The organism is Thaumasiovibrio subtropicus, from assembly GCF_019703835.1.
Classification (GTDB): domain Bacteria; phylum Pseudomonadota; class Gammaproteobacteria; order Enterobacterales; family Vibrionaceae; genus Thaumasiovibrio; species Thaumasiovibrio subtropicus.
Window position 1 is genome coordinate 1,773,897 of the sequence record NZ_AP023055.1, and the last position, 25,246, is coordinate 1,799,142.

Annotated in this window: 24 protein-coding genes; 11 read left to right on the forward strand and 13 right to left on the reverse strand. The window is 46.8% G+C overall.

Features of this window, described 5'->3' with window-relative positions; all coding sequences use genetic code 11:
* The first annotated feature begins 150 nt into the window (after positions 1-150).
* The 4 genes from TSUB_RS24220 to TSUB_RS24235 all read left to right on the forward strand — a co-directional run bounded on the left by TSUB_RS24220 (position 151) and on the right by TSUB_RS24235 (position 2,643).
* Positions 151-558 carry a DUF4259 domain-containing protein gene (locus TSUB_RS24220; RefSeq protein WP_159065052.1) on the forward strand — a complete coding sequence of 136 codons (408 nt, stop codon included), beginning with the start codon at positions 151-153 and terminating at the stop codon, positions 556-558.
* Positions 559-560: 2 nt separating this feature from the next.
* Positions 561-1,022: an RDD family protein gene (locus TSUB_RS24225; protein WP_087026318.1), complete on the forward strand. Its 462-nt coding sequence runs from the start codon at positions 561-563 to the stop codon at positions 1,020-1,022.
* Between the two features lie 322 nt (positions 1,023-1,344).
* The gene (locus tag TSUB_RS24230; RefSeq protein WP_087026321.1) at positions 1,345-2,055 is read left to right on the forward strand and encodes a helix-turn-helix domain-containing protein; all 711 of its coding nucleotides are present in this window, start codon (positions 1,345-1,347) and stop codon (positions 2,053-2,055) included.
* A gap of 249 nt (positions 2,056-2,304) precedes the next feature.
* Positions 2,305-2,643 (forward strand): tRNA-binding protein, encoded by a 339-nt coding sequence (locus TSUB_RS24235; protein WP_087026324.1) that lies wholly within the window; start codon positions 2,305-2,307, stop codon positions 2,641-2,643.
* Positions 2,644-2,682: 39 nt separating this feature from the next.
* Here TSUB_RS24235 and TSUB_RS24240 read toward each other — a convergent pair whose 3' ends face one another.
* On the reverse strand, positions 2,683-4,671 hold the full coding sequence (locus tag TSUB_RS24240) for an NERD domain-containing protein kinase family protein (RefSeq protein WP_087026327.1): 1,989 nt from the start codon (positions 4,669-4,671) through the stop codon (positions 2,683-2,685).
* 289 nt (positions 4,672-4,960) lie between these two features.
* Here TSUB_RS24240 and TSUB_RS24245 point away from each other — a divergent pair, with 289 nt between their 5' ends.
* From TSUB_RS24245 to TSUB_RS24260, 4 genes are all read left to right on the forward strand, one after another.
* Positions 4,961-6,163, forward strand: coding sequence for an MFS transporter (locus TSUB_RS24245; protein ID WP_087026330.1), 1,203 nt, complete (start codon positions 4,961-4,963; stop codon positions 6,161-6,163).
* 78 nt (positions 6,164-6,241) lie between these two features.
* Positions 6,242-7,417 (forward strand): MerR family transcriptional regulator, encoded by a 1,176-nt coding sequence (locus TSUB_RS24250; RefSeq protein ID WP_087026333.1) that lies wholly within the window; start codon positions 6,242-6,244, stop codon positions 7,415-7,417.
* Positions 7,418-7,785: 368 nt separating this feature from the next.
* Entirely contained in the window at positions 7,786-8,268 is a 483-nt protein-coding gene (locus TSUB_RS24255) for a hypothetical protein (RefSeq protein WP_087026336.1), read from the forward strand.
* 258 nt (positions 8,269-8,526) lie between these two features.
* Complete coding sequence (locus tag TSUB_RS24260; RefSeq protein WP_087026340.1) at positions 8,527-9,552, forward strand: extracellular solute-binding protein; 1,026 nt, start codon at positions 8,527-8,529, stop codon at positions 9,550-9,552.
* Between the two features lie 35 nt (positions 9,553-9,587).
* On the opposite strand, the gene TSUB_RS24265 is transcribed toward TSUB_RS24260, so the two are convergent.
* Together TSUB_RS24265 and TSUB_RS24270 are read right to left on the reverse strand one after the other, a co-directional pair.
* A complete protein-coding gene (locus TSUB_RS24265; protein ID WP_087026343.1) occupies positions 9,588-10,331 on the reverse strand; it encodes a hypothetical protein in 744 nt (247 codons plus the stop codon).
* Between the two features lie 413 nt (positions 10,332-10,744).
* Positions 10,745-12,310: an ATP-binding cassette domain-containing protein gene (locus tag TSUB_RS24270; protein WP_221274617.1), complete on the reverse strand. Its 1,566-nt coding sequence runs from the start codon at positions 12,308-12,310 to the stop codon at positions 10,745-10,747.
* Positions 12,311-13,231: 921 nt separating this feature from the next.
* On the opposite strand from TSUB_RS24270, the gene TSUB_RS24275 reads away from it, so the two are divergent.
* Entirely contained in the window at positions 13,232-14,218 is a 987-nt protein-coding gene (locus TSUB_RS24275) for an immunity 49 family protein (RefSeq protein WP_221274618.1), read from the forward strand.
* A gap of 51 nt (positions 14,219-14,269) precedes the next feature.
* Here TSUB_RS24275 and TSUB_RS24280 read toward each other — a convergent pair whose 3' ends face one another.
* A complete protein-coding gene (locus TSUB_RS24280) occupies positions 14,270-14,881 on the reverse strand; it encodes a hypothetical protein (protein WP_087024091.1) in 612 nt (203 codons plus the stop codon).
* Between the two features lie 289 nt (positions 14,882-15,170).
* On the opposite strand from TSUB_RS24280, the gene TSUB_RS24285 reads away from it, so the two are divergent.
* Positions 15,171-16,136: a hypothetical protein gene (locus TSUB_RS24285; protein ID WP_087024088.1), complete on the forward strand. Its 966-nt coding sequence runs from the start codon at positions 15,171-15,173 to the stop codon at positions 16,134-16,136.
* A 46-nt stretch (positions 16,137-16,182) separates the two neighbouring features.
* Here TSUB_RS24285 and TSUB_RS24290 read toward each other — a convergent pair whose 3' ends face one another.
* From TSUB_RS24290 to murQ, 5 genes are all read right to left on the reverse strand, one after another.
* On the reverse strand, positions 16,183-16,962 hold the full coding sequence (locus tag TSUB_RS24290; RefSeq protein WP_087024086.1) for a helix-turn-helix domain-containing protein: 780 nt from the start codon (positions 16,960-16,962) through the stop codon (positions 16,183-16,185).
* A 20-nt stretch (positions 16,963-16,982) separates the two neighbouring features.
* A complete protein-coding gene (locus TSUB_RS24295) occupies positions 16,983-17,444 on the reverse strand; it encodes a carboxymuconolactone decarboxylase family protein (protein WP_087024084.1) in 462 nt (153 codons plus the stop codon).
* Positions 17,445-17,545: 101 nt separating this feature from the next.
* The gene (locus TSUB_RS24300; protein ID WP_087024082.1) at positions 17,546-18,394 is read right to left on the reverse strand and encodes a MurR/RpiR family transcriptional regulator; all 849 of its coding nucleotides are present in this window, start codon (positions 18,392-18,394) and stop codon (positions 17,546-17,548) included.
* A 15-nt stretch (positions 18,395-18,409) separates the two neighbouring features.
* Complete coding sequence (locus tag TSUB_RS24305; RefSeq protein ID WP_087024080.1) at positions 18,410-19,762, reverse strand: PTS transporter subunit EIIC; 1,353 nt, start codon at positions 19,760-19,762, stop codon at positions 18,410-18,412.
* A 10-nt stretch (positions 19,763-19,772) separates the two neighbouring features.
* Positions 19,773-20,675 (reverse strand): N-acetylmuramic acid 6-phosphate etherase, encoded by a 903-nt coding sequence (gene murQ, locus TSUB_RS24310; protein WP_087024078.1) that lies wholly within the window; start codon positions 20,673-20,675, stop codon positions 19,773-19,775.
* 101 nt (positions 20,676-20,776) lie between these two features.
* Here murQ and TSUB_RS24315 point away from each other — a divergent pair, with 101 nt between their 5' ends.
* Positions 20,777-21,247, forward strand: coding sequence for a recombinase family protein (locus TSUB_RS24315; RefSeq protein ID WP_414718407.1), 471 nt, complete (start codon positions 20,777-20,779; stop codon positions 21,245-21,247).
* On the opposite strand, the gene TSUB_RS24320 is transcribed toward TSUB_RS24315, so the two are convergent.
* From TSUB_RS24320 to TSUB_RS24335, 4 genes are all read right to left on the reverse strand, one after another.
* The gene (locus TSUB_RS24320; RefSeq protein ID WP_087024074.1) at positions 21,237-21,737 is read right to left on the reverse strand and encodes an ankyrin repeat domain-containing protein; all 501 of its coding nucleotides are present in this window, start codon (positions 21,735-21,737) and stop codon (positions 21,237-21,239) included. The genes TSUB_RS24315 and TSUB_RS24320 overlap by 11 nt on opposite strands.
* Positions 21,738-21,741: 4 nt before the next feature.
* Positions 21,742-23,427 carry a type VI secretion system PAAR protein gene (locus TSUB_RS24325; protein WP_087024072.1) on the reverse strand — a complete coding sequence of 562 codons (1,686 nt, stop codon included), beginning with the start codon at positions 23,425-23,427 and terminating at the stop codon, positions 21,742-21,744.
* 443 nt (positions 23,428-23,870) lie between these two features.
* Positions 23,871-24,221: a hypothetical protein gene (locus TSUB_RS24330; RefSeq protein ID WP_087024070.1), complete on the reverse strand. Its 351-nt coding sequence runs from the start codon at positions 24,219-24,221 to the stop codon at positions 23,871-23,873.
* Between the two features lie 148 nt (positions 24,222-24,369).
* Entirely contained in the window at positions 24,370-25,167 is a 798-nt protein-coding gene (locus TSUB_RS24335) for an NAD(P)H-dependent oxidoreductase (RefSeq protein ID WP_087024069.1), read from the reverse strand.
* Positions 25,168-25,246 lie beyond the last annotated feature (79 nt).

Sequence of the window (25,246 nt, forward strand, 5' to 3'; positions counted from 1 at the left end):
CGTCACCCAACCGCCCGTCCATCGTGATAATTTCATCGCAAACCAGATTTAAATGCGGCGCATGACACATTCATGAAACAAATGCCTCGTAAGTTCATTGAGCTTCGAGGCATAACATTCATAGCAACCCGCATAGTAGGAGTGGACACGATGGGCGCTTGGGGAACCGGTAATTTTGACAATGACACAGCATGTGACTGGGCCTTTCAATTAGAAGAGTCCGATGACTTGTCACTGATAGAATCCACCATTGATGAAGTATTCGAAGAAGACTACATTGATGCGGATGTCGGCAGTGAAGCACTGGCGGCTATCGATACGCTTGCACGATTACGCGGCATAGAACGCACAAAAAATGCGTATACCGAAGCGGTCGATAAATGGGTTGCTAACCATCCCATCGCGACATCAGAGCCTTTGATTCTCAGGGCCAGCGAAGCCTTGATAGCGATTGCCAGCGAAGAATCAGAACTCAGTGAACTCTGGTCAGAAACCGATGAATATGATGCTTGGCGCCAAGAAATAGACAGCCTTATTAAAGCCATGGAGAAACACTAAAAATGGATAACCAAACACTACCCTACGCAAGTCGCGGACGCCGCATTCTTGCGAGTATTATTGACTCACTCCTGATCATGGTCGCAACAGTACCTTTGTTACTGATGTTTTATGGGACAGAGTACTACACGAGCGATCAGGTTTTTTTCGGCACTGCTGATGCCATCATTAACTACATCCTTCCGCTTGTTGCAGTGATCGGCTTTTGGGTGTACTGCCAAGCCACCCCCGGAAAATTGGGTATGAAGATGATCATTGTCGATGCCAACACTGGCGGAAAACCCAGCATTGGCCAGTACATCATTCGCTATCTCGGCTATATCATTGCCACTATCCCGCTGGGTCTTGGGCTCTTTTGGGTGCTTTGGGACAAACGACGCCAAGGTTGGCACGATAAAATGGCGAAAACTGTCGTCGTCGATACACGCCCGTTATCAAACAACAACGCTATTTTAGATAACTAATCCAGACAGCACCGCGTACAGGCACTCTTCAGGGTGCCTGTTTTGATCCCCATCCTGCAGACGCTCATGTCACCCTTGCCTCGTCACACCTTATTGACGTCTTTACGCAATATTCCATTTCCGTCTCGCGATAGAGACAACACTTCTTTTGCTGGCTGTCGATATCCACTTCAAGATACTTAAACATCTACTGTTGATGATTAAGACCTATGCGTGTAATTTCAATGCCTATCTAAACCATTGTGTTGAGCAGCACGTAAACCGCTTTCGTCACTACCGAATCAACAAACACGACAAGCAATAATAAAGAGCCCAATTATCAATGCCCAACAAACTCTCGATTCGCGCTTATACAAAGGAGATGCGCAGTCATCACCACCAATATCATCAACTGGTGCTCCCGCTGCATGGTGCTATCGATATTGCTATTGAGCACTATCAAGGCATCGCCACCCCCGGCGATTGCGTGGTGATCCGTGCAGGTCAAAAACACACCTTTAGTGCCGACGAAAATGCCCGATTTATTGTCGCGGACATGCATACCTTACCCGACAATCTTCATCTTGATGAGATGGCGGTATTCAGTGTAACACCGCCTTTGCTCGCCTACCTCCACTTCATAGAAAGACAGCTAGGCCATCAACATGATCTCGCCTTAGAAACGCAAGCCTTCGCCCTATTCTTTCAACTGCTCGCCACGCAACAAAAAGCGCGCAGAGCCGACCAACGCATCGAGCCCGTTCTCGCCCATATCATGGCTGATGTCAGTGCACCTTTCTCTATCGACAACCTCGCCAAGCTGGCTTGCCTCAGTCCGACACAGTTTAAAAAACGTTTTAAATCACATACTGGGTCTACGCCTATTCAGTACATTACCTCTCATCGCATGGAGAAAGCCCGCGCCCTTTTAATGCATTCCGATCTCCCAGTTGCGCTGATTGCCGAACAAGTCGGCTATCAAGACCCTTCCGCATTCAGTCGTCGCTTCTTGAAACACTTTGGTCAAAACCCGACGGCATTCCAACCCAAGTAATGCTGTAACACGCAAGTAACCTCAGACTCGTTGAATGAGAAGTGGTGCCACACAATTCGATAGTTAATGCGTCGCAATCGACAAAGACAGCGTCTTATCTGCATACATGACGCACTTTTCTTCTCTTACACTGCTTCTTGATTGAGTCCACTAGCCCTTCAAAGCAGTGCCTCGATAGCAAACCGAGACATTCTCGCTGAACATGCCTCTTGAGGTGACTTGAGAATAATTAATGACCGAGGAAAACAGATGAAAACGATCGATTGGCAAACGTTTCAAGATGTAGAAATACGCGTCGGGACAATACGAGAAGTCCTCCCTTTTCCCGAGGCTCGTCGCCCAGCCTTTAAGTTACGGATCGACTTTGGGAACGAGATAGGTGAACGCAAGTCTAGCGCACAAATTACCGATCGCTACACGGAGGAATCCCTCATCGGTAAGCAAGTGATCGCCGTGGTCAACTTTGCACCAAAGCAAATTGGCCCCTTTATGTCGGAATGCCTTGTAACTGGTTTTCACCAAGAAGACGGGGCTGTAGTACTGATTTCACCCGATAGCCCTGTCCCCAACGGCGTCCGTTTAGCATAAAAATGGCACCAATAAGGTGCCATCATTTTCTTGGTGGGGTTATACGGGTTTAAAAGGTTGATCTTGTAAATCAAACACGGCGAGGTAATCATCACCGGGCTTAACCATTAACTCAAACCGCAACACTTTGACGCAGGCAGCAACCAGTTTCGCTGTCATCACGTCACCTTCTAAGCTCTGAGCCAGTTCGACAAGTTCTTCCACACTGTGCTTGCCTTCAAGGCCATCTTGAGAAAACGTATCAAGGAAACTTGCCACTAATCCAAACAAGTCCTTCTCGGCAGCCCCTTCTACCGACCACAAGTCAGGATCCGCATACCGAGAGGCATAGTTAGCCTGAGCGATATTCAGCCCCAGCCCAAAGTTCACCAAGACGGCTTTGGAGTGGTTACAGATGACATTTTCAGGGCATATCGCGCCATGATAGATATCTACCCGATGCATAAATTGCAGTGCAGTCAACAACTGACAAAACCAACGGACGGGAGTGCCGGGTGCAAAATCGTGCGCCCAGTCTCTTAACGAGCGGCCTTCCACCCAAGCACGGGTGCAATAAATATCATTCCCTCCCGGCAGCTGTCCAAATGCCATTACCTGCTCAATGTGCGGGTGATGTAGATAGTGTAAACTTCGGAATGTACTGCTGACTTCGCCCCACTGCTCACTCGCCTGACGATAGATCGAAATGGCACAATCATAATTGCCATGAATGTGGGTTGCGCGCCATAGCTCGCTATTTTCATAGCTGACTAGACTCTCTTCGAGCCGTGTATGGCCATCAATGATCACACCCGCAGCTAATTGCAAGGGTTCACCTGTATCACGGCTCATCCACTCCGGGTGTTCAAGATAGATAGAGATATCACTCCGAATCCCATCTAGCTCAACACCTTCGCCACGTTTCGCCTTTGCAAACCATTGATAGATAACAGGCTGCCCCGCTTTCAAGGCAAGTGGATAGAAAAGCGCAGCGAACGCTTGAATGTCTTCATTGACCGTCATGGTATCTTGAATATCAATGAACTCTACATCGGCTTCTGCGGAAACAAACACACAGTTTTCACGCCACCCGGACACGGTAATGCCGCGTCGATGTATTTGCTGCAACGAGGTCAACGCGCTGCGTAAAATGCGCAACAAGGTCAACGCATCACATTGGTCGACGTTAAATTCGTTGAACGGCTCTCCCATGGGTAAACGCACTGGCAACACGACCTGTTCCCCATCGTGAATTAAAGGCGCACAGTAAGGCACGCCGCTGCAACCGGCCAGTTTTTGCAAACGAACAAACTCTTTCGAGAGTTGCTGTTCATGGCGTCGCTGCAGTTCGCTATCTTCAAATTGTGAGGGAATGAGTATTTTTAATAGCCAGTGTGCCGACCACTGGCCGGGATCATAATCCGCCAACCACACTTCCAAGCCATGTTGGATAAACAAGCACTTGCGCTTAACGAAATCTTGAATACGGTTGTTTCGTTGTTCAACAAGCGCGACCTGCCCAATCGTATCGAGTACAAACTGTTTCTGTTTGTCCGTGACTTGATGCTTATGCTGCGCTGTCAGCCCCCACTCTTTCGTTAACGCCGAGACAATCACTTCTGGGGTATAAACGCTGAGCTTATCCGACTGTTTCTCAAGTCGAATCTCTTCGCCTTTTCGGCCAGTGACAAACACCATACCTTGGCACCAAGGGGCATAAACACCCACCGGAATCTTATGTTTAAGGCGCCCAGCAAGCACACGAGCGACGTAATTCGCTTTCGATAAACTGTTGTCGACTTCACGGCCATCCAGTTGCCACGCATGTAAGCCAGCATCAAGACGGCCGATGTAGCCTTTAACATCAACAACATAAATGCCCCACTCGCCAATCACTAGTGCATCCACTTCCATGGCTTGCCCTGATTGTGTAGGGATTTCAATATTAGTCAGTAGTAAGTAGTCATTTGGCAGTTCATCAGCCAATAGTTTGAAGGCCCATCGTTCTGCGTCGTTGACGGCATCTCCAAATGAAATGTGCTTCGCCATTCCGTGTTGTGCTCCCTTTTGCAGCCGCAAAAATTAGATTTACTAAAACCGCTTCAAGTCACTTCAACGTGCCTGAATATATCAAGCATGTTAATGCAACCAACAAGTTGTTAACAGCACCCGTGACGATTGAATCGAAAGGCTCGCGACTTGAATCACATTGAATTACCATCATCACGCATCATCTGCAGACAATATAAAAGATTGATAAAAAACAAAGAAAACTATTGACCTAAAGTTAGCTTGAGGTTTTAGAGTGCCCTCACACGCAGTAAATAAGGACTCGACAATGAAAAACAAAACGCCGCCCTACCTCACTGGCCGATTTTTTGATGGCATTAGCTCTGGCATGATGATGATGGCATTGCCTTGGATTATCTTAAAAGCTGGTGATATGGGCTCCTTCATTGCACTCACGGCTTTAACCTGTACCGCCGCGTCATTCATACTGACTCCGTTTACTGCGACGTTGCTCGACAGAGTCTCTCGCAAGGGCGTGCTGATCAGCGTGCAACTCTTGCAATCGAGCACCGCCGCTGGCGTGCTGGCTTTTACCTTCATCGGTGATGTCTCAGTTTGGCTGTTAGCGTTCGCACAGTTTGTGTTCTGGCTATCCAGCAATGTGGCCTGGAATGCCAACAATGCCTTTACACAAGAAAACTACGAAAAACACGAATATGCGAAGATTTCGGGACAGCAAGAAATTATCTTGCAGGGCACCACGCTGGGTTCTGGCGCTTTAGGTATTGTGTTGTTAGAAATGTGGGGAATCGCTGAATTTGCCTTGTTTGCCATGTTGGCATCGGCCATTTCGGCCACCAGCTATGCACTCACCCCCTATAACAGAAAGCTGCGCCAACAAAGAAAGACCAAGTTCTTAGCTCAAATCAAAGAAAGTAAAGCCATTTTCATCGCTCAACCGACTTTTTATGGCTTCATTCTTTTATCGTGTTTGACCTATCCGATCTTGACCTATCTTGGCAAACTGGTACCGATTTGGTTTGCGCAAGAAAACGTCGCGGGGCATTGGTTAGCCGTTTATAACATCACGTTTGCTGTCGGCTCATTGGTCAGTGGATTACTCATTTCACGTATCTTGCGCACCTTTAGCCACCAACGCACCATGTTCTACGGCATGGCGATGGTGACTCTAGTGCTGTTCGCGATGAGCAGTGTCTCATCACCGATCTACATCGTTTTATTTACCGCAGGTTTTGGGGTATTCAATGCCGCCAATCGTATTGCTCGCACAACTTGGATGCACAATACCGTCGCCATTGAAACCCGAGGACGTGTCGATGGCGGACTTGCGATGTTCTCAACCCTAGCGCAAAGCTTAAGCTATGTATTGATCGCCCTACTCGCTCACTACAACGCGATAGAGTACGGCTTCCTTATCATGGCTGTTGTCATCACCATTGCCACATTGCTGATGATGGTCTTACTCGGCAAGTTAGAAGCAACACCGGATTTAGTCACTGACAACCCTTGACCTGTCTACTGCTTTATAGTTTATCGTGTACGTAAGCTGACTCAATATACACAACGGCTAAGACATGGGAGCATCACCTTGGCATACCGTATTTCAGAACTAGCAGAGCAGGTCGGGCTATCACGAACGGCGCTGCTATATTACGAAAAACAAGGACTGATTAAGGGCAGACGGCGCGACAATGGCTATCGAGAATATAATGACAACGACATCCAACGGGTGCGTTTGATTCAGCAGCTACAAGCGGGCGGTTTATCGCTGAAAGAATGCAAAGCCTGCCTCACGGCCAAAATTGATCGACGCCTACTTCAACAACGCCTGCACCTCTTAGATGAAGAAATTGCCCAAAAACAGCAATCACGCCAATTTTTGGCAGGGCTGTTAGGTGAACATGACTTAAAAGCGTGGCATACCGAGACAGATAAACTCGCGCCACAAGCGCACTTAGAATGGTTAAAACATCAGGGTTTTAATGAGAAAGAAGCCCTGAGACTGAAATGGTTATCAAAAGACATGAACGAACACGACCAATATATGGCTGACTTTATGCACGTTTTCAACGGTCTCGATCGTTGGGGACCAGGCACAGACGAAGATACATTGCACGCACTCCGCGCCTTACCCTGCCCCCCGATCAAACTTCTCGAAATCGGCTGCGGTAATGGCACGTCGACCAAGCTGATTGCGGCGGAGAGCAATGTAGCGATAACCGCCGTGGATAATGAGCAAGGCGCCCTTGACCGACTCCAAGCAGCCCTCGTAGGCCAGCCGTTCGCTAACCAAATCACCCCTGTCTGCGCCAGTATGACCGACTTACCGTTTGAAGATGGCACTTTTGATACCCTATGGGCTGAAAGCTGTGCCTACATTATGGGCTTCAACCAAGCACTGACATCGTGGCGACGCTTGCTGAATGAGGGTGGGTTCATGGTGATTAGCGATCTCATCTGGCGCACTGACACGCCTGCGCAAGAGGCTATCGAATTTTGGAAAGGCGAGTACCCCGACATCACCACAGTCGCCACTCGACAATCACAGATTGCCGCAGCAGGGTATGAATTAGTTAGCGACCACCCGCTCAGCGACGCAGCGTGGCAGGCCTATTATGAGCCACTTGCCGAGCGCGTTGATGCGTTACGCGATTCATTGACAAACTCAGCTGCCTTGGCAGATATCGAGCGAGAAATCGCTATCTACCGTCACTACCTCAGTGACTTTGGCTATCACTTTTTTATCGTACAAAAACGTGACTAGCGACCACGACCGCATCTGGCACTCAGATGCGGTTTATGTCACATTTCCAGTCTAATTAATTATCCAAATTTGCCCACTCCAAAGACCAACATTCTCCACAAGTATGGCTGTGTGCCATAAGAAGTGAAATCACTCGCAAAAACACTTTAACAGAAAGACATTCATGCCAATAATGTCAAACTGCCCTCTTATTCAGTATGGTTGTCGAGGTGAACTCAGCCAGCAGAATAGGGCAAATTGACTTAATAAAAGTCCACCCAGCGTAAGCGACTCCAATCTCTAGAAAAGGGATAACCTGCTCGGTTTTGCCCTTATAGCAGTGAGGGTTCAGCTCAATACGAAGCGAGAGTAAAGAAACAAGGAACGGTATGAAAAAGCAAGTTGTCGGCGCAGCAATCGCGCTTTCATTTTTAACCCTAAGTGGCTGTCAGACTACATCAAGTAACATCGCTAACGGTGGCGCTGAACGTTTAGTTGGCGATTGGCATTGTGTTGCAAGCTACGGTGCGGAAAGCAAAGTCGAGAGCTTTACAACCTTTAAAGAGACTTATGATTCCACCGGCATCACGAAACTCTGGCTAAGTGTTGTACCGGGTAAACCTGATGCTGAATTTGAGTTTGTCCATCAAGGTCGCTGGACCATGTCGGCAAGCCAAGTCCGTGAGGAGATAGTCGATTACTCTCTCACGGCCAAGAATGACATGGCACACTCAATCAAGCCGATGGTACAAAGCCTATTTGACGCCATGCTCGAGCCGCAAGTGACCGAGATCCTAGAACTCACCGACGAGAAGTTTGTTGGAAAGTCATACACCTCCAACGATACGTTTAGTTGCGACCGCATTAAGTAACCCCGCTTTCGGTCATTAAAGGCGCAACGCAAGTTGTGCCTTTGTCCACTCACGAACACGGCCCGGCGATACACCTTTCCAGCCACGACATCCTCAAACCAGTTCTTGTTAACAATCATTGTGGTAGCCGATGAAGCCTTGCAACGTATTCAACGCCCATTGTCACGCTTCGCCCAATAAGCAATCAGTAGCGTAAATTCTTTCGCTATATTGACGACGACACTCTCCCAAACAACTCGCCTAACCAAGGAAGGTCGTATGCTCAAAACACTACTCTGCGCCAGCTTATTGGCTAGCACATCCCTGTCTGCATCAGCAGAAACACTCTACTTTTATAACTTTTCTGAGTACGTTCCCCCATCACTGCTTGAAGCCTTTGAAGAAGAAACCGGCATCGAGGTGATTTACACCACCTACGAGTCGAATGAAGCCATGTATGCCAAACTCAAAACTGTCGGCAAAGGGTACGATATCGTTGTCCCTTCCACCTATTTTGTCGCTAAAATGCGCCGCGAAGGCATGCTGATGCCGATTGATACTAACAGGCTCACTAACTACCATCACCTTGATGCGAACTTCCTCGGCCGTGACTATGATCCGGATAACCAATACACAGTGCCTTACATGTGGGGAGCAACGGGGATTGGCGTTAATCAAGCCATGCTCCCCGATGCCAACATTAATGCGTGGGCAGATCTTTGGCATCCTGAATATCAAGGAAAAGTGATGCTGCTTGATGACGCCCGCAGCGTCTTCCATCTCGGCCTACGCAAACTCGGCTATTCCACCAACAGTGTTGATGAACAAGAAATCAAGCAAGCGTATGAGGAACTGCGCAAGTTGATCCCAAGTGTCGTGGTCTTTAACTCTGATTTTCCTGCCGCTCCCTTCATGGCTGGCGAAGTCGACTTAGGGGCAATTTGGAATGGGTCCGCGTATATGGCGCGCCAAGAAGGCACGCCGGTTGATGTTGTGTGGCCGAAAGAAGGCGCCATACTCTGGATGGATGTACTCACCATACCCGCAGGGGCGGAAAACGTTGAAGCGGCACATAAAATGATCGATTTTCTCATTCGTCCAGACAACGCCGCGAAAATTGCCTTAGAAATCGGCTACCTCACCCCGGTGAAAACAGCGCAAGCCATGCTGCCGCAATCACTCAAAGATGACCCGGCAGTTTATCCGCCCCAAGAGGTACTCGATAATGGCCATTGGCAAGATGATGTGGGTGAAATGAGCGCGCTGTATGAGTCTCTCTATCTTCGATTAAAAGCAGGGCAATAACGCTCACAGTCTCTGTAAAATGAATTTTATTGGTTTCACGGCGAAACATCGAATGTCATGGTTCGAGGATCAAAGTACCCGGTGTATTCGCCATTACTGAACGCAATCGAACCGTCGGGCTGAAAGCGACCTTCGCCCAGATTAACGCGTTCCTCTGCCTTCGACCAAACCAACCTCACTGACGATAAGTGAGGTTGCCAACATAGATTAAACAATCCCTTCTGTTCAATCGCATAGTAAACTAATGATTCATCTTCTTCACAAATGTTGTATCCATGCTGCGTTGCAAATTCTGCAATAAATAACGTCGCAGAACGCTCATATAGAGCATTTTTTTCCGCCACACTCATCGATAAAGGCATCGGTTTTTCTAGCAACTTAGCTGCAATAAGTCGCGCTTCAATAGATGTTGACTCATCAACCTCAAGGTTCTCACCATCAATAGTCACCGTGTTTAGTTCAACAGTCCGCTGTCCTTTAAATCTGCTATCAGTCGACACAATTAGTTCACCTGACAAACCATTGAGTTCGTTTGCCATCAATATGGCATAGTGTTGAAACGCTCCATAGCTATCAGCAAACCGGACAAGAGCAACATCTCTATTCACATGTTCAACGTCAAGCTCACCACAGGGTCCAACATATTGATGTTCAAACAGTGTTTTCTCTTCAGAGGAAAAGACCACTTCACAGCTTGGCCCAATATCTTGATCAAATGTTGATACCATCTCAGTACTTATCGATGCCGAGAGAAAGGATAAACCCAATAAAAATGACATTCATCAGCCTTGGTTATTAATTTTGACAACTCATTCATAATGTAAGTGTTGAACTTTAAAAAGTAATTAGTGCTTATTATCGCACTTTCTTCAACAGGAAACTTATCAAATCTGTCATCATCTAATTCCTAAAGCACCCAGAATTAAGAACACTGAGAGCATGGAAGTGCACCTTAAACAACTCTGTTTACAGAGTATAAATTGATTACTTGTGTGACGAGGGTAACTGCGCCTAAATCATTCATCTTCAAACATAGACAACATAATTAATAGCAAGAGAAAGCCTTGTAAAATAAAAGCTTCAGGATCGCTTACATTGCTATTTTTCCACTAAAATCGTAAAGTTTGAATAATATATTCGTGATGGAAATACCATCACGAATATCACCTTCTATTTACATAAAATTAAAATCTTAGTGTTTTTCAATAGATAGCGCATCCACAAAACCCTCATCATGGCTCACTAAGACAAAGCCGCCCGGGTACTGATTTAACGTGTGTATCAACAGCTGTTTCGAGCGTAGATCGAGGTGATTGTCGGGCTCATCAAGGAGTAACATCTTCACGTCAGCTTGCTGACTGATGGCAACAACCGCCAACTTCATCTTCTCACCACCACTTAAATCACGGGTTAAACGAAAAACACTGTCTCGACGAAAGCCAATACCCGCTAACAAGGTCCGTGCTGCGGATTGGTCAAGGTGCGGAGCGAGCCTGCGCAAGTTATCCAGCATTGATTCGTCAGGGTGCAATAGACTGTAATGCTGATCTAAATACGCGAGTGGCGCGCTCCCCTTAATGTAGCCATGTTTTGGCCTCTGCCAGCCCATTAAGCATTTTAAAAGCGTCGATTTTCCACTCCCGTTTGCGCCACAAAGATGCCACCTATCACCACTGAATAGCTGCATTGAGAGTGGCGTTGCATTGCCATATGGCAACACAACCTCTTCCAAGACCCTTAAACGCTGACGTTTCGCCTGTGCCTCAGCAAAATAGAGCGTTTGAGTTGCATGTTCGATGCGTTGGCTATCAAGCACCGCGCGCTCAGCTTTCACTCGCTGCAACTGAGCTTGCGTTTGCGTTCGTCGACTTTGCGCTGACGATTGTGCACTGTTTCGCATGCTATTGAGTAATATCTTCGGTTGATCGCCCCGTTGGCGAGCCGCCTCACCTTGTCGCGCGCGCCGTTGTGCTTTTTCTTCACTCCGTCTTGCCTCTTCAATGATGCATTTTTCCAGACGTAAAGTGTGTTGATACTGTCGCTCCAATGCCGCTATTTTCAATGTTTCCGCGTCGACAAACGCTTGGTAGCTGCCCTCAAAGAGGTGCAAGCCCAAAGTATCCAACTTCCAAACTTGCGTTGCCAACGCTAATAACCCGACATCATGGCTAATCACGAGAACATCGCCTTGATACGCGTTCAACGCTTCAGCGAGCCACTTTCTCCCCGTGACATCGAGATGATTGGTTGGCTCATCCAAGACGAGCAGACTTGGTGCTTCCTCTAGCAGTGCCAAGAGACGCAACCTGACCCGCTCTCCGCCACTCAAACAGTCACAATGATGCTGCCAGTTTGCTGGCAAGCCCGCTTGCCGTAAACGTTGGTGTAATTGCTCTTCTAGCAACCAATCATCACCCACAAGGGTAAAGTCTGCTTCTCGATACTCCCCTTGCGAGATGCGTTGCAATGCCTTTAGCTTTTCCTCCAAGCCTAAATAGCGACCTATCGAGGCCGTCGATGGTCGTTCAGCATGTGCAGCCTCTTGTTGCGACAGGTAACCCACGGACGGTGTGCATTGTATGTGGCCAGAATCAGGCGGTAGCAACCCCATCAAACACCTTGCAAGCACTGATTTTCCGGCGCCATTGTCACCCACTAATGCGGTAATACCATGCGGTAAGCTTGCAGATAGGCCCGAAAATAGCGGCTCGCCATCGGCTAACTGAAAAGAAAGTTGCGAAAATTGTAGCTTAGGCATCGTTTGCCTCCTGTTGACACAGGGACAGACGCGATATCGAAAATAAAGGTGATTGCGATACTTTGCTAATACACGCTGCAAGAATGAATTGCAGCAGCAAAGCCCATTAGAAGCAATGCATAGCAAAGAGAAGACGATATTCACGCCCACTAACCCTGTGAATCCAAAAATGAAAAATTTGATATGGACTGACAGGCGTTAGTTATTCATCGTGACATCATCTCCTAAAGAATGGTGCGTAAAGTGAAGCATGGAACGGAAGGGAACTCAATCACTAAATCTCGATGGCGTATGATTTTTGAACTCTATCACCCCCAAGACGCGCATTCCGCGAAATCTAAGCGTGCCAGCAAAGCACTTTTTTGAGGATCAGTTCTGAAGGTCTGTTTTGAAGGTCTGCTTTGAAGGTCTCGTGGGCTAAATCTAAAAACAGTAACAACGTTAGCGAGCCTAGAAAGCTCGCACGAGGGAAAGCATCAAGCGCTGCGGGACTTAATCCCATCTGCAGAACACATTTCAGATAAGCGAGCGCGATATCATCGTTTTAACTGACGACACAATGTAGAATACCTGTTAACAAGTTGAAACACGTCACACCAAAATCATTTGCGCACCTAATGCATCACCGTAGAATGAAAGCCGCTACCTCTCTTAAGGCGAGCGGATGGAAATCATGATGGAACGGCGACGGAGGAGCCCTAGGTAAGCGTATGAAGTTTGCTATATCAGATAGACCTCAAGGACCACACATGATTGTTCGAAATTTTGACAACAGGACCACAAACGCCATGATTAGAATGACTACCCAAAATGTGAGCACCTCTATCACGTTGGGATCTCGTCGCGTGCTGTTAGCGCAGTCAACGGTTCAGAGTAACTTCAATATTTAATCACAACGTGAACTAGTCATTAGGAAACAGAATGAAACATCATATTTTCAAATACAGAGAGCCCGAGAATTATAAGCCAATATTAGACTTCAAGTTTGATTCTGTAAAAATAGCATTGCGAAGTTTAATAAATGACACTAATGTCGAACATATTTATGATAAATATCTTTTTATATCAAATGACATTCTAGCTTCTTTAGCGTCTTCAACTTTATATAAAGACTATCGAAACAAGTCAGAGTTTTTATTATATTGTATTAACAAAACAAATGAAGTCACTTGGAAAATTAACACTCTCAAAGACGAGAAGAGTAGCATTTCGATCTTTGGAAAGCAGAATGTAATAACAAAACCAAATCAGAAAAGGCCCTTAAGCTTCATTGACTGGCTTGAATACATTTCGGTTGCTGAGATTATTGGTTTTAACAGTGAAAGCAGCGTGTTATCTAGAAAAATCACACCCTCAGATATATCTGTGCAGAGTGATAGCGACGCGTTTAATCAGTTTCACAAGCACTGTTTTTCATTGTTCAATGCCTTCTTCCAAGGTGAAAAAACAGAAAGTGTTCAAATAGAACACCTTAGAGCGATAGAACCTTACCTTGAAAGAGGGAAAATCACAGAGATTACAGGCAACCAATACCTTCAATACTATTACCAATGGTTGATCTTTCCATTAATTAGCTTAATTGCCTGTTCTTGGGGCTATGATAATAGTCCGTTTGAAAGAGCGGTTGAGGTCGCTATACAAGCCAACTACGAATACTATTCTATGGTGGCACCTGAAAACGGTGACGAGACCGGAGAAAACTCCAGATACCTTTATGACAAGCATGCTGTTTTTCACCTCTACCTGAATGCGATGGTTAAAAAGCACATCGCATTGACTGGCAAGAAAATAGACTTCGATTCCGTTTATTTGATTGACTGGATGATATACGAAGACCTCTCGTATATCAGAGATAAGTTCGAAACGGGAGAAAGTGCCTCAGAAATCTTTGATCGTACATTCCCTTAAGCATTAAATGCCGCGCCAAAAGCGCGGCTATTTATCGATACGCACCCCTCATTAAAACTGAGGTTGTGAAACCGCGACAGGTTGAAGCCCTTCGTAATCAACAATCACATCTGAAATAGGTGCATTACCGAAACTATCATCAATGTACGTCGCTGCGACCAAGTAGTGAAACTCTAGCGCTTGCGCCTGCGTCAACTCCGTTTTGGCAATGTAAATAACGGAACGACGAGGGAAAGAGACACTGATCTTGTCTGTACCGAGCTGCTTCTGCGCCTCGGTTAGGAAGCCTTCGCACAGCACCAACTCTGAGGAATAGGGAGCACCCGATGCGGTTAATCCATAATCGGAAAAAGCGCTTAACTCAAAGGGCTGGCTACATAAGTTACGCTTTGCTTCCGCTGCCATCTCTTCAAATGGTTGAGACAACACTTCGCGGATCACAAACTCATAATTGTCCGGTTTATCATATGCATACGCAATCACTGGAAACGGTGCTTTGTCCAACCCTAGAAAAGCTTCACTCGCCACTATCGCTTTGTGTTGCCAACCAGAGGGTTTGAAAATAGGAAAGAGAGTCTCGGTGCTGTTAGAGAAAGCCGAAAAAGGCAAAACAGCAGAAGCTGCTAGCAACGCTGCAATCGCACGTTGAGGGGTACTTTTCACTTGAACGTCCTTGAGTCTGAGTGTTAGATGTGAAGCTCATATTAACCAGATACTTTTTACATAACATCACAAGGCAAGTTAAATGCTAGTCCACGCTGAAACTGTCTATTTTTTCATTCAAAAAATGCTGCTTTCTATTCATAGACAATAACCCAAGATGTTCAAAAGCCGCGCAGTAGAATGCATTCCCAAAAGGTGTGTTAGACTGCAGGCAAGTGTCTACACACAAATATGACAAAGGCACTATCGATGATATCACCATTAAAGAACTCAACATTGGGAATTAGATATGGACTTCTTAAGGGAACACCACCGCAAAGATATCAACAAGGACAAGAAAAAGCGCCTTGCTAATTCAATTCAGAAAAGCATGTCGTTTGATAGTAAGTCAATCCTGAATCGTGATGACAATTCACTACGTTTCAACTCATTGCACCTAAAGTCAATATTCGATTTGATGACATTAACAATGTTCATTGAAGACAATAATAGTGTCAGCAAATCATACATATCATTTGCCAAGTCGCTTTTTAACTTGGCATTTGATATCCGTACTGCCGAAGAAAAAGTGAACCTTAGCACCCTTCGTCACTGTGAAGATCGCAAGGTAAATGTTGACCGAAGTACGCTTCATCAAAGAGATCTCTTCAATTGCCTATACCTAAATCTCTTCACTGGAGATAACGAAGCACTGAAACAGTTGAGAAGTACTGATTTTAGCCTTCATCTTAACTATATAAACAGTAACATGGTGGACATAGATCGTCTGTTTATTGAACTGCTTGTTTCATTTGCACTCAATGATGTCAACGATCAGGATAAGGTTAGATTACTCGATAGCGTTCAGCCTTATCTTGTTCCCGGCGCAATTAGCCAACACTCAAATCAGTATACTGAGAATATATATCGCTTTCTTGTTTTCCCATTATATAGCTACGTGTTGTTCGGCTGGGGGTTTGAACGTAAAAGCCTCGATGAACTGACATCGATGGCATTACAAGCCCACTATGAATATTACTCTGAGGTACTTCCTGTAGATAACTGTGACACCGACCAAGATCTATACCTCAATCATGGTGAAGTGGCTACTTGCGTTGGTATTACAGGCGTACTGAAAGCAATTTACAATCACTACGGTAAAAGGATGAGTCATGATTCTCCTTACCTTCCAAGTCATTTCATTTATAATAATGAAACGTTCAACATAGACCCCACGCACTTCTCTGAAAAGGCCATCGATCTGATTTCAAATTAAGCGAATGTGATGGGTTGCCCAAAAAATAGTAAGTCTGAAGGCATCGCTATTCCGAGTAACGCCCCCTCACCCGCTTCACATACCCATAAGGCGTGACTTTCGCGATTTGTTTGAACTCTCGCGTCATATGGGCTTGGTCGGAAAAGCCTTGCGATAGGGCGATATCCACCAGAGGAGCATGTGATTGTTTTAGTGCTTCTCGGGTGCGCTTAACGCGGAGAATACGTGCCGCTTGTTTTGGGGTTACCCCTAACCAGCGCTGAAATTGCCGCTCTAGCTGCCGTTGGCTAATGGTTAAGGTGTCTGGATTGAGCCCTTCAGCAAGGCTTAACGCATTCAAGGCACTGGCAAGTGAGGGAGGGATCTGTTCACTAAAACGGAGGTGGATTTTCAGCCAACGGTAAAGACTGTTCATTTTCGCATAAGGCCCCGTAGAGGCAGAAAGTTGCTTAAATAACGAGAGCAATGCGTGCTCAAAGACCGTGTTCGCCACTAAAGGCGTAGGCGTATCGCAAAGCCTATTCATCACCCCATATCCCACCGCGGGGTGAAACCGCATGCCGGCCATTACACTGCCTGCGGGCATGGCCAGCAAGGCGCTGTCTTTACTGACCGGTTGCAGAATCACCCCCGTCTCAAACGGTTGTTGGTTTATCGCGATTGTGTTCGTCAAATTAAACACTATCCCACTGCCAATATCCCCCGGCAGCCAAGCTTCAACTGCGTGAGACTCGCTCGCAGATGCGACCCACAACGCTTGCACCGACGCAGATAAACAACCACGCGGATGGTACAAAGAGAGCTGTAAAGGATTCGCGTCTGCCATCGCTATCACGCCTTTTGTAATTAGCTAGGTTGATACTCACCGACCACGGGTTGAAACGCTTTCACAATACGGTTCCAACTGTTGATCGCATTGACGGCTATCGTTAGGTCGACGATACCACGCTCACCCAACTTCGCCAACGTATGCTGATACATCTCATCTGATGCCGCTTTTGCCGCTGTTAACTGCTCTGCCCATGCTAGCGCTGCACGCTCATTTACAGTGTAAAGCGGCATCTCTCGCCATGCGCTCAAGCCAATAATGCGTTCTGGTGTCTCACCATACTTAAGTGCATCTTTGGTGTGCATATCAATACAAAATGCGCACTGGTTGATTTGCGATATACGCAGTTTTACTAACTCCCATAGGGTCACTGAGAGGGTTTGACTGTCAGCAAAGTGCTGGGCCAAGTAGGCTTCTTGTGAAAGTAAAATCTTGAGTGCTTCTGGCGCTACCGCCATATAATCGATTCGTGCTGTCATGGTGCTTTCTCCTTGTTGAGTTCAAGCACAGACTATCGCTGACCAACCAACAAGGATTGAAGATTTTCGACATCATCAAGAAATCGATGAAAAAAGCACAATTAACTCTGAGTGCGACTCACAGTAGAGATCGCTTTTGAAAGCGGGTGAGCGACGTCATCCCCCATCATGGCGGTGATTTTAAAGAACAACACATCAAACACGACACTCTGCATTAATTGCGGGGTCACGATGCCAAGTTGCGAATGCTGCTCATTGTAGAAATAGGGGATAACCCAATCGGCCATTTGCGAGATTTTATCTTTGCCGTAACGGGTGAGCGCGATCACTGATGCGCCTGCCTCTTTGGCACTTTCCAAAGCCATGATCGCTTCTTTCGTATTCCCGCGTGCAGAAATGATAATGGCCACATCGTCGGCCTTCATGAGCGACGCATGCACCAGTTGAGAGTGATAATCAACGTTAAACTGCACATTGATGCCAATACGGATCAACTTATGGTTGATCTCTGCCGCGACCAACGCGGAAGCGCCAATGCCAATCAACACGACCTTGCCGCTACGGATAATTTTCTCAGCACAGAGATCGAGTACGTCAGGATCAATCAAATCCAGTGAACGTTCAATCCCAGAGGTAAAGAGTGACTTGGATTTCGCAATCAACTCTGGCGTAGAGTCGGCTTTATCAAGGGTTTGGTAGAGTTCTGAGGAGTCTACAGGCTGGTCTTTCTTGCCATATAGCGCCATTTTCAATTCCGAATAACCACTGCAACCCAGGCTGCGTGCATAACGAACAACAGAGGCATTGCTCGCATCGCACATGTCGCCCAATGCCTTGGCACTTAAATCGGTAATATCAAAATGGCGCTCGACAATTAAGCGAGATAGTTTTCTCTCGGTTGGGCTACCTGTTTCCATCAGTGCCGTCACTTTGTTTGCTATCTCGCTCATTTCGTCCTCGAAAGATTAGTTTTCTGGGTCAGTAAAACCGAGCAGCATGCTGGCCACAAAGCCAACTGCCCAAGCTATCGCAACTGAAATCACAAAGGTGCCAATCTGCCCTTCACCCACCAGCGGCAAGAGTGATAAGCCCGCAGTACCAAATGGAATAATGATACCAATCTTAAATGCGGCAATTGACGCACCACCCGCAAATCCGCCCAAACAGCCCGCGATAAAGGTTTTACCTAGCGGCAATGATACACCGAACAGCAAGGGTTCGCCTACACCCACGATACCAACAGGCAACGCACCCGCAATGGTTTTCTTTAGTCGTGCATTCTTGGTTTTAAGGTACACATATGCAGCGGCACCCACTTGTCCCATGCCTCCCATCGCTAAGATAGGGAAGAGATAATTTAAACCAAAGGTTTCCAAAATTTGCGCATGAATAGGAATCAATCCTTGGTGTAAACCGGTTAAAAGCAGGAATAAGAAACCACCACCCAGCACACCGCCGACCGCGACAGAGCCCGCAGAATCACCTAACAGCGCCGTTGACACCACACTGCCTAACCAAACATTCACCGTATGCGCGATGGGCTGCATGATAAACAGCGCGACAAACGCTGAAACCATGATGGTGACCAAAGGCGTTAAGATAAGGTCGAGGCTTTCGCGACACCGTGAACGGAACCACACCTCAAACTTCGACGAGAACAGACACACCATCAATACGGCAAATAGACCGCCACCGTTTGGAGTGAGCTTTTCGCCAAACAGCGTGACATTGGCAAGGCTTGGCGACATCAACAACCCCGCCATCACCGCACCAATCGCTGGAGACGCTTTTAACTCTTTAGCTGTGTTCATACCAATCATGATAGAGAGCACCGCAAACACCACGCGACCCACTACAGTAAAGAGGGTGAAGATATCTGGGTAGGCCTCGACCACACCGGGCGCAAGCAGTTTAAAGATATTCACGAGTCCCAAGACCAAACCACAGCCTATCAATGCTGGTATCGTCGGAACGAAAATCGCCGCTAAGGTGTTGAGTGCACCGCGCAAAGTGAGTTTTTGTGGTGCAAAGGTTTGATCATCAACAGCACTGTCACCCTGATAGCGTTTGTTTAATACCCCGTGTACTTTGCCCGCCGTGCCCATACCCACGATCACCTGATACTGTTCACCAGCATCGACGACCCCACTGATACCATCACACTTTTTCAAGCCATCCATGTCCATCAAACTGCGATCTTTTAAGACGATGCGAACCCGTGTCATGCAGTGCGTCAGTGTCGCAACGTTATCCAGTCCGCCGATGTGTTTCTCAATCGCAGAGGCGATATTTTCAAGATGCTCTATTTTCTTACCCATGCTGAACTCCTTATGCTTGCTCGAGTTGCGACGTCAATGTCTTGAACGGTTTCGCTGCCATCACTAACGCTTCTGCAGCACTGATATCTAACTGATACTTCAAAATGGCAGCGCGTACGTTGTACTTCACGACCGAGAGCAAAGCAGCAGCAGTGTCGATATCTACCTCGCACACCTGCGCTACGATGCCTTCCGCACGTTTTCGCAGCTTTTCATTGCTCGCGACAACATCAATCATCAGATTGCCATGCACCTTACCTAGCTGGATCATCACCGCGGTACTGATCATCCCGAGCAACATTTTTTGTGCCGAACCTGATTTCATGCGCGTCGACCCCGACAGCACTTCTGCGCCCACATCTGGCGCTATCGCGACATCGGCAAGATCACAAATTTCGCCGCCACCCCGTGTACACAGTGCAATGGTCTTCGCACCGATACTGTTGGCATACTGCATACCGGCAACCACAAATGGCGTGCGTCCACTTGCCGCTATCCCCATCACCACATCTTTTTCGGTCAAGTGTCGCTGGGTTAGTTCATAGATCGCAGCGTCACGGTCATCTTCCACATCTTCAACCGCCGCCAACATGGCTTCTAACCCACCCGCAATAATGGATTGCACCAGTTCAGGAGACGTACCAAACGTCGGCGGGCATTCCGCAGAATCTAATACACCTAGTCGACCACTCGTCCCTGCACCAAGGTATATCAGTCGACCGCCCGCTTTGATTTGGCGAACGATCAAGTTGACTGCCGCTTCAACCGACGCTAACTCCTGCGCGATACACTCGGCAACCATGGCATCGTGTTGATTTAGTAAACGCAGCGTCTCTGCCAGCGGCAGCGCCGAAAGTTGCACCGTGTCGCTGTTTTGCTCTCGGTGGATACAGTCCAATAGATTGCTTGTCATAAAACTCCAGACTCTTTATGAATGTAACATTGATACATTTAATATTGATCAAATGGATTTTGTTACAAGACTTCATCTGACAAAACCGTGATAGAACGCTCATAATTATTGAACTCATCAATAGTCAGCGCGGCATGATCACACAACCAAACAGAAGTGCAACAGGCAAAGAGGGGATTGCTCTAAGCGACAGAAAGATAGCGAGAGTGAATGTAATGAGGTTACATTTTGCAGTTGTTAAAACTATTAGCGCAGATCAGCTAGCTGAGAACGCCACGGGGTTAGTTTTCCATAGCCTAGGCGATCTCGATATTAACAGCGATGTGGGGCGGATTATCTATACCATGATTTCAGCATTCGCCGAGATGGAGCGCAAACGCATTTTGCAGCGCTGCAACGAAGGACGCGAAAGAGCCAAAGCAGAAGGTCGGCATTTAGGCCGTTTCCCCAATCAAACGTTGCACAATGAGATCCGTCGCTTAGCCGCTGAAGGCATGAATAAGCATGCCATCAGTAAACAGTTGGGGTGCAGTCGAACCACGGTGTATAAGGTGTTGGTAGTTAATACTTAGCGAAAATAGTTTTGAGCTTTTCGTCTTGTCTTACTTCTGCTTGTTCCAACGCCAGGTCTTTTGTCGGAATACTACCTGTTCCTACAGCAAAGACATCGGCCCCATACTTAATAAGCAACTCAATGACATCATGGTCTACGTTGCTTCCACGATACGACGATTTTAAGGGGGTTCTTCCATCTTCACAAAGGGTATTGGGATTAGCGTTGTTTTCGAGTAATACTCGCACACACTCTCCGTGCCTATTTTGAACGGCATATTGCAACGGTGTTGCGCCGTAGCAATCTTGCAAGTTAACGTCTAGCCCTGAGTCAATTAAAAATTGCAGCATCTTGGGTGATGGTTTACGTCTCAGGCTACGTAACGATGTGTGTAGGTAAGTCCAATGCTCTTTTGCAGAGATTTCTTGAATATCGAACCCTTGCTTAATCAACTTTGCTACTTCATCAAAGTTATCTTGAGTGATTGCTCTTAGCATTTCGACTGCCATGGTGTTATCTCCTTGAATTCAAAAAATCTTCCATATCTAATAGGATATCATCAAGCTGGTCGTAACCTAGAAGTTCATCTTTATGACTCAAATTTCTATATTTTTCTTCAATTTGAAAATATTCTGGGTGGCTGTTCACAAAATCATTCAGTTCCTCTTTCGTCATACCTAACTGCTCAGCGGCTACCAGAATACGCCTATTCTCATGCCCTGTTTTATGTCCATAGTGCCACTCTTTTATTGGTATGCCATTTTCATCGACAAACTGCCCTGCCGCATTTTTGTCAGCTGCGGCCTCTATTGCTCGTCGTGTGCCTGCTCTTAAACTCGGTCGAGTTAAACTCGTGTATGGTTTATTAGGCTCAGGGGCATACTGTCCTTTTTGATCCCGAGTACGTTGATAGACAACGTATATCGGCTTAATCCCAGAATCTTCGGGGAAGATCAAAATATAGTCACGCCAAGTACGCTCTTCTGGCATGGGGTAGACTTCGATATGACCGACGGCTTGGTCTGGGATGGGGGTTGTATAGATTGGTTGGTGTAAGTCTTCAGTTCCATGGTGGCCTGTATTGCTAGGTATCTCGAAATCAGGTGAGTCAGGCGTCCAAAATATTGTCGGGCCATCGTCTTCAAGTTGAACACTCAAGTTACCGTTATTGTCATAGCCCACCCTTTTGGTTGGAATATAAGTACTATCTGCGTGAAATGCCCTGACAACGGGATACCAACCTGGTTGTGCCGGTGGCTCAATTTCAATTCGAATGCGGGAGGGAACGAGTCCCATTGTTCGAAGCTCTTCATCATCAAACTGCGTATCATCACCATGATCATCAGGTCGAAACAACAGCAAACTAAGGCTTGCCGCAATAGCTGGACCAGGGGGTAGTCTCATCGCTAGCGTAAAGTCATCGAGAACGGCATCTTTAAGGTTGCCACCGGCTTTCGTTAACTCAATTGCTAGCTCATCATTGGCTTTTGAAATCGCTGTTCCTGTGCCATAGGTCGCCATCGAGCCTTGTAAAACTGTTGGAGGAGGCAGCGGGACTGCTGCATGCGCTTTGGGAAAAATCATATTGCTGAAAAACTCAAAGACACCGAAGTTACTAATTGGCTCAGGTGCTTCATTGGCCTCTATGTCACCGGCAGGGCGAAGACAAGACTTGCAGAAAACTTTCTCTTTTTCTTCATCCTCATTGTTGAACAGTGGTTGGCTGGTTCTATTGATGATTTCAAGAGGATCAATTTTATTAGAATGCGCTGCACTTTCTAATGGGTGGGAGAGCAGTGATTGGCTTGATCTTGTTAATATGGATTGAGCCTGATTTGAAGACTCTTCTTTGTATCGAGGAAGATTGACTGGTGCGATCTCTTCAACCTCTAATGTTGGCACTGCAGGCTGGTCCCCAATCGTTACTGTGCCAGAGCCAATGGTGACACCACCACAGCTAACACTCCCGCCTTGTAAGGCAGCAGGTTTACCATTAATAAAGACGGAAGAGGCGCCACTGGAAATACTGCGCCCATGAGGGGGATGCTTTGGTTTCGAATGAGGAACAAGCGGGTCTCCTTCACGTCCAGCCGGTTTACCATCAATAAATACGTTAGATGAACCGCCACAAACTGGAGTTGGAGGGAAACCATCATGCCCAGTCCCTATGTCGCCTAGCTTGACTGCTTTCCCGCCCATCGTTTTCTCCTTTTAAAATGAAGAAAACATTAGATAGAATTATTGTCTTGTTCGAGATCTAGTAGGGTAATATTCGAGAGAGCAGAGGCTTTACAATGTGATTTTAGTTAAACGTTATTACTTTTTGCGGTCGTGATCTAATTTGTATTAACGGGACTCCGTATCGAAAGCATATCTTACTGGTACAATCGCTCTGAAGAGTAAATCACTGGTCTCAATTGGTTGAAACTGCAATATTTTTCGAGGTTTTGATGTCTCTAGGTTTCGACGCACTTGCTTTGCGCTTCAAAAGCCTCCACAACCTCTTCATAGGTCATGGCGACTTGCCTATTTTCCCAGTTCCACTTCGCAACAAAAGCAAAAAAGCGGGCAACCCATTGGGTTGCCCGCTGCCACGCTTTTTCTTTATTTTTTATGTTCCAATCTGTGTTGGACGGTAAACGCTAAAAATCGCGAAGATCTTGACTGCCTTCTTGAATCCTCTCTGGTACGCAATCTTCATCATTTTCTGTTTTACGATGAAGCCGCAGACCACAGTTTTCAGCCATACCAATGCTACCTAAAAAGTAGATCGCTTGGCTGATAGCATCCGCATTACTGGGTGGTTTTGGCACTTCAGCTAACGCAGGAGCTACAGGCTCTCGTGCTATTGGGGCGCTACACACCACACTCTGACAGGGTTTATCATGCATCGCATCAAAATGCGTTTGTTCACTCTTTGCAAACGTCGCATAAGACAGTAACAACCCAAGGCCACCTGTTAGACAACAACGAATTATGTTCCAAGATTTCATGGTCTCACCCGTGAAAGCGATTACACCCTTCGATTATACCCATTGAGGATAAAAGAGTCGTGAGGCTTCGTCGGGCTTTGTAAGAAATCGTCAGAAACGAGACATGAACTCGCACGCAGTCCGCTTGTTAGATCAGCACGCAATATCTCTATGCTGTAGGCACTGCACGGGTGGCGTCTAAGTGAATATCAATGCCCTCTTCACCCGGTAAAATGTGTGCTGCCAACGCATGTTGATCGGGGAAATCGCCACTGTTTTGGGCTCTGAACGGGATAGGCGCTTCATCGAAGAGGCCATCTAAGCGTTGCTGCCAAGCGTGTTTGATGTCATCGACTTGCGATGTCTCTAACATTGCTGCGCCATAGACAGCATGCGTCTTCAATACAGAAAAACCGGGATAGAATAGGCAGCCATGGGTGATCGGAAACAACAGCTGATCCAAGGGGCCATTAATACTGCGTGGTGAATAGTCTATCTCTGGGCCGCCCGTCGGCACACACAGTATCGCTCGTTTGCCTTTAAACACACCATCGCCATAGCGCAGGGCATTACCCAATCCTTTGTACCCATAGGCAAATCCATAGGCATAAACGCGGTCAAACCACCCTTTCATGATGGCGGGCATGCCATACCACCACAGTGGAAAATGGAAGATTACCGCATCGGCAGCCAACAACTTCTCTTGCTCAAGGGCCACTTCCTCTGCTTGATGCCCATTAGCAAACGCATGCTGTGATTCCGCGACGATGGTGAGTCTCTCTGGGTTTACCCTAGATGGGAAATCCGCCCCATCGACTTCTGATTTCCAGTTCATGGCATAGAGGTCAGACTCCAGCACGGTATGCCCCTGTGCTTTTAGTAGCTCAATACTGGTTTGGGCCAAAAAGTGCGTCAGTGACGTCGGCTCTGGGTGTGCTGAAACAACAAGAATCGTTTTCGCGGTCATACTTCTCTCCTTGATAACAGGTTTTTACAACGCAAGCTGATGTATACTCCGGCATTTAGCTTGCCGATGCGCTCACGCA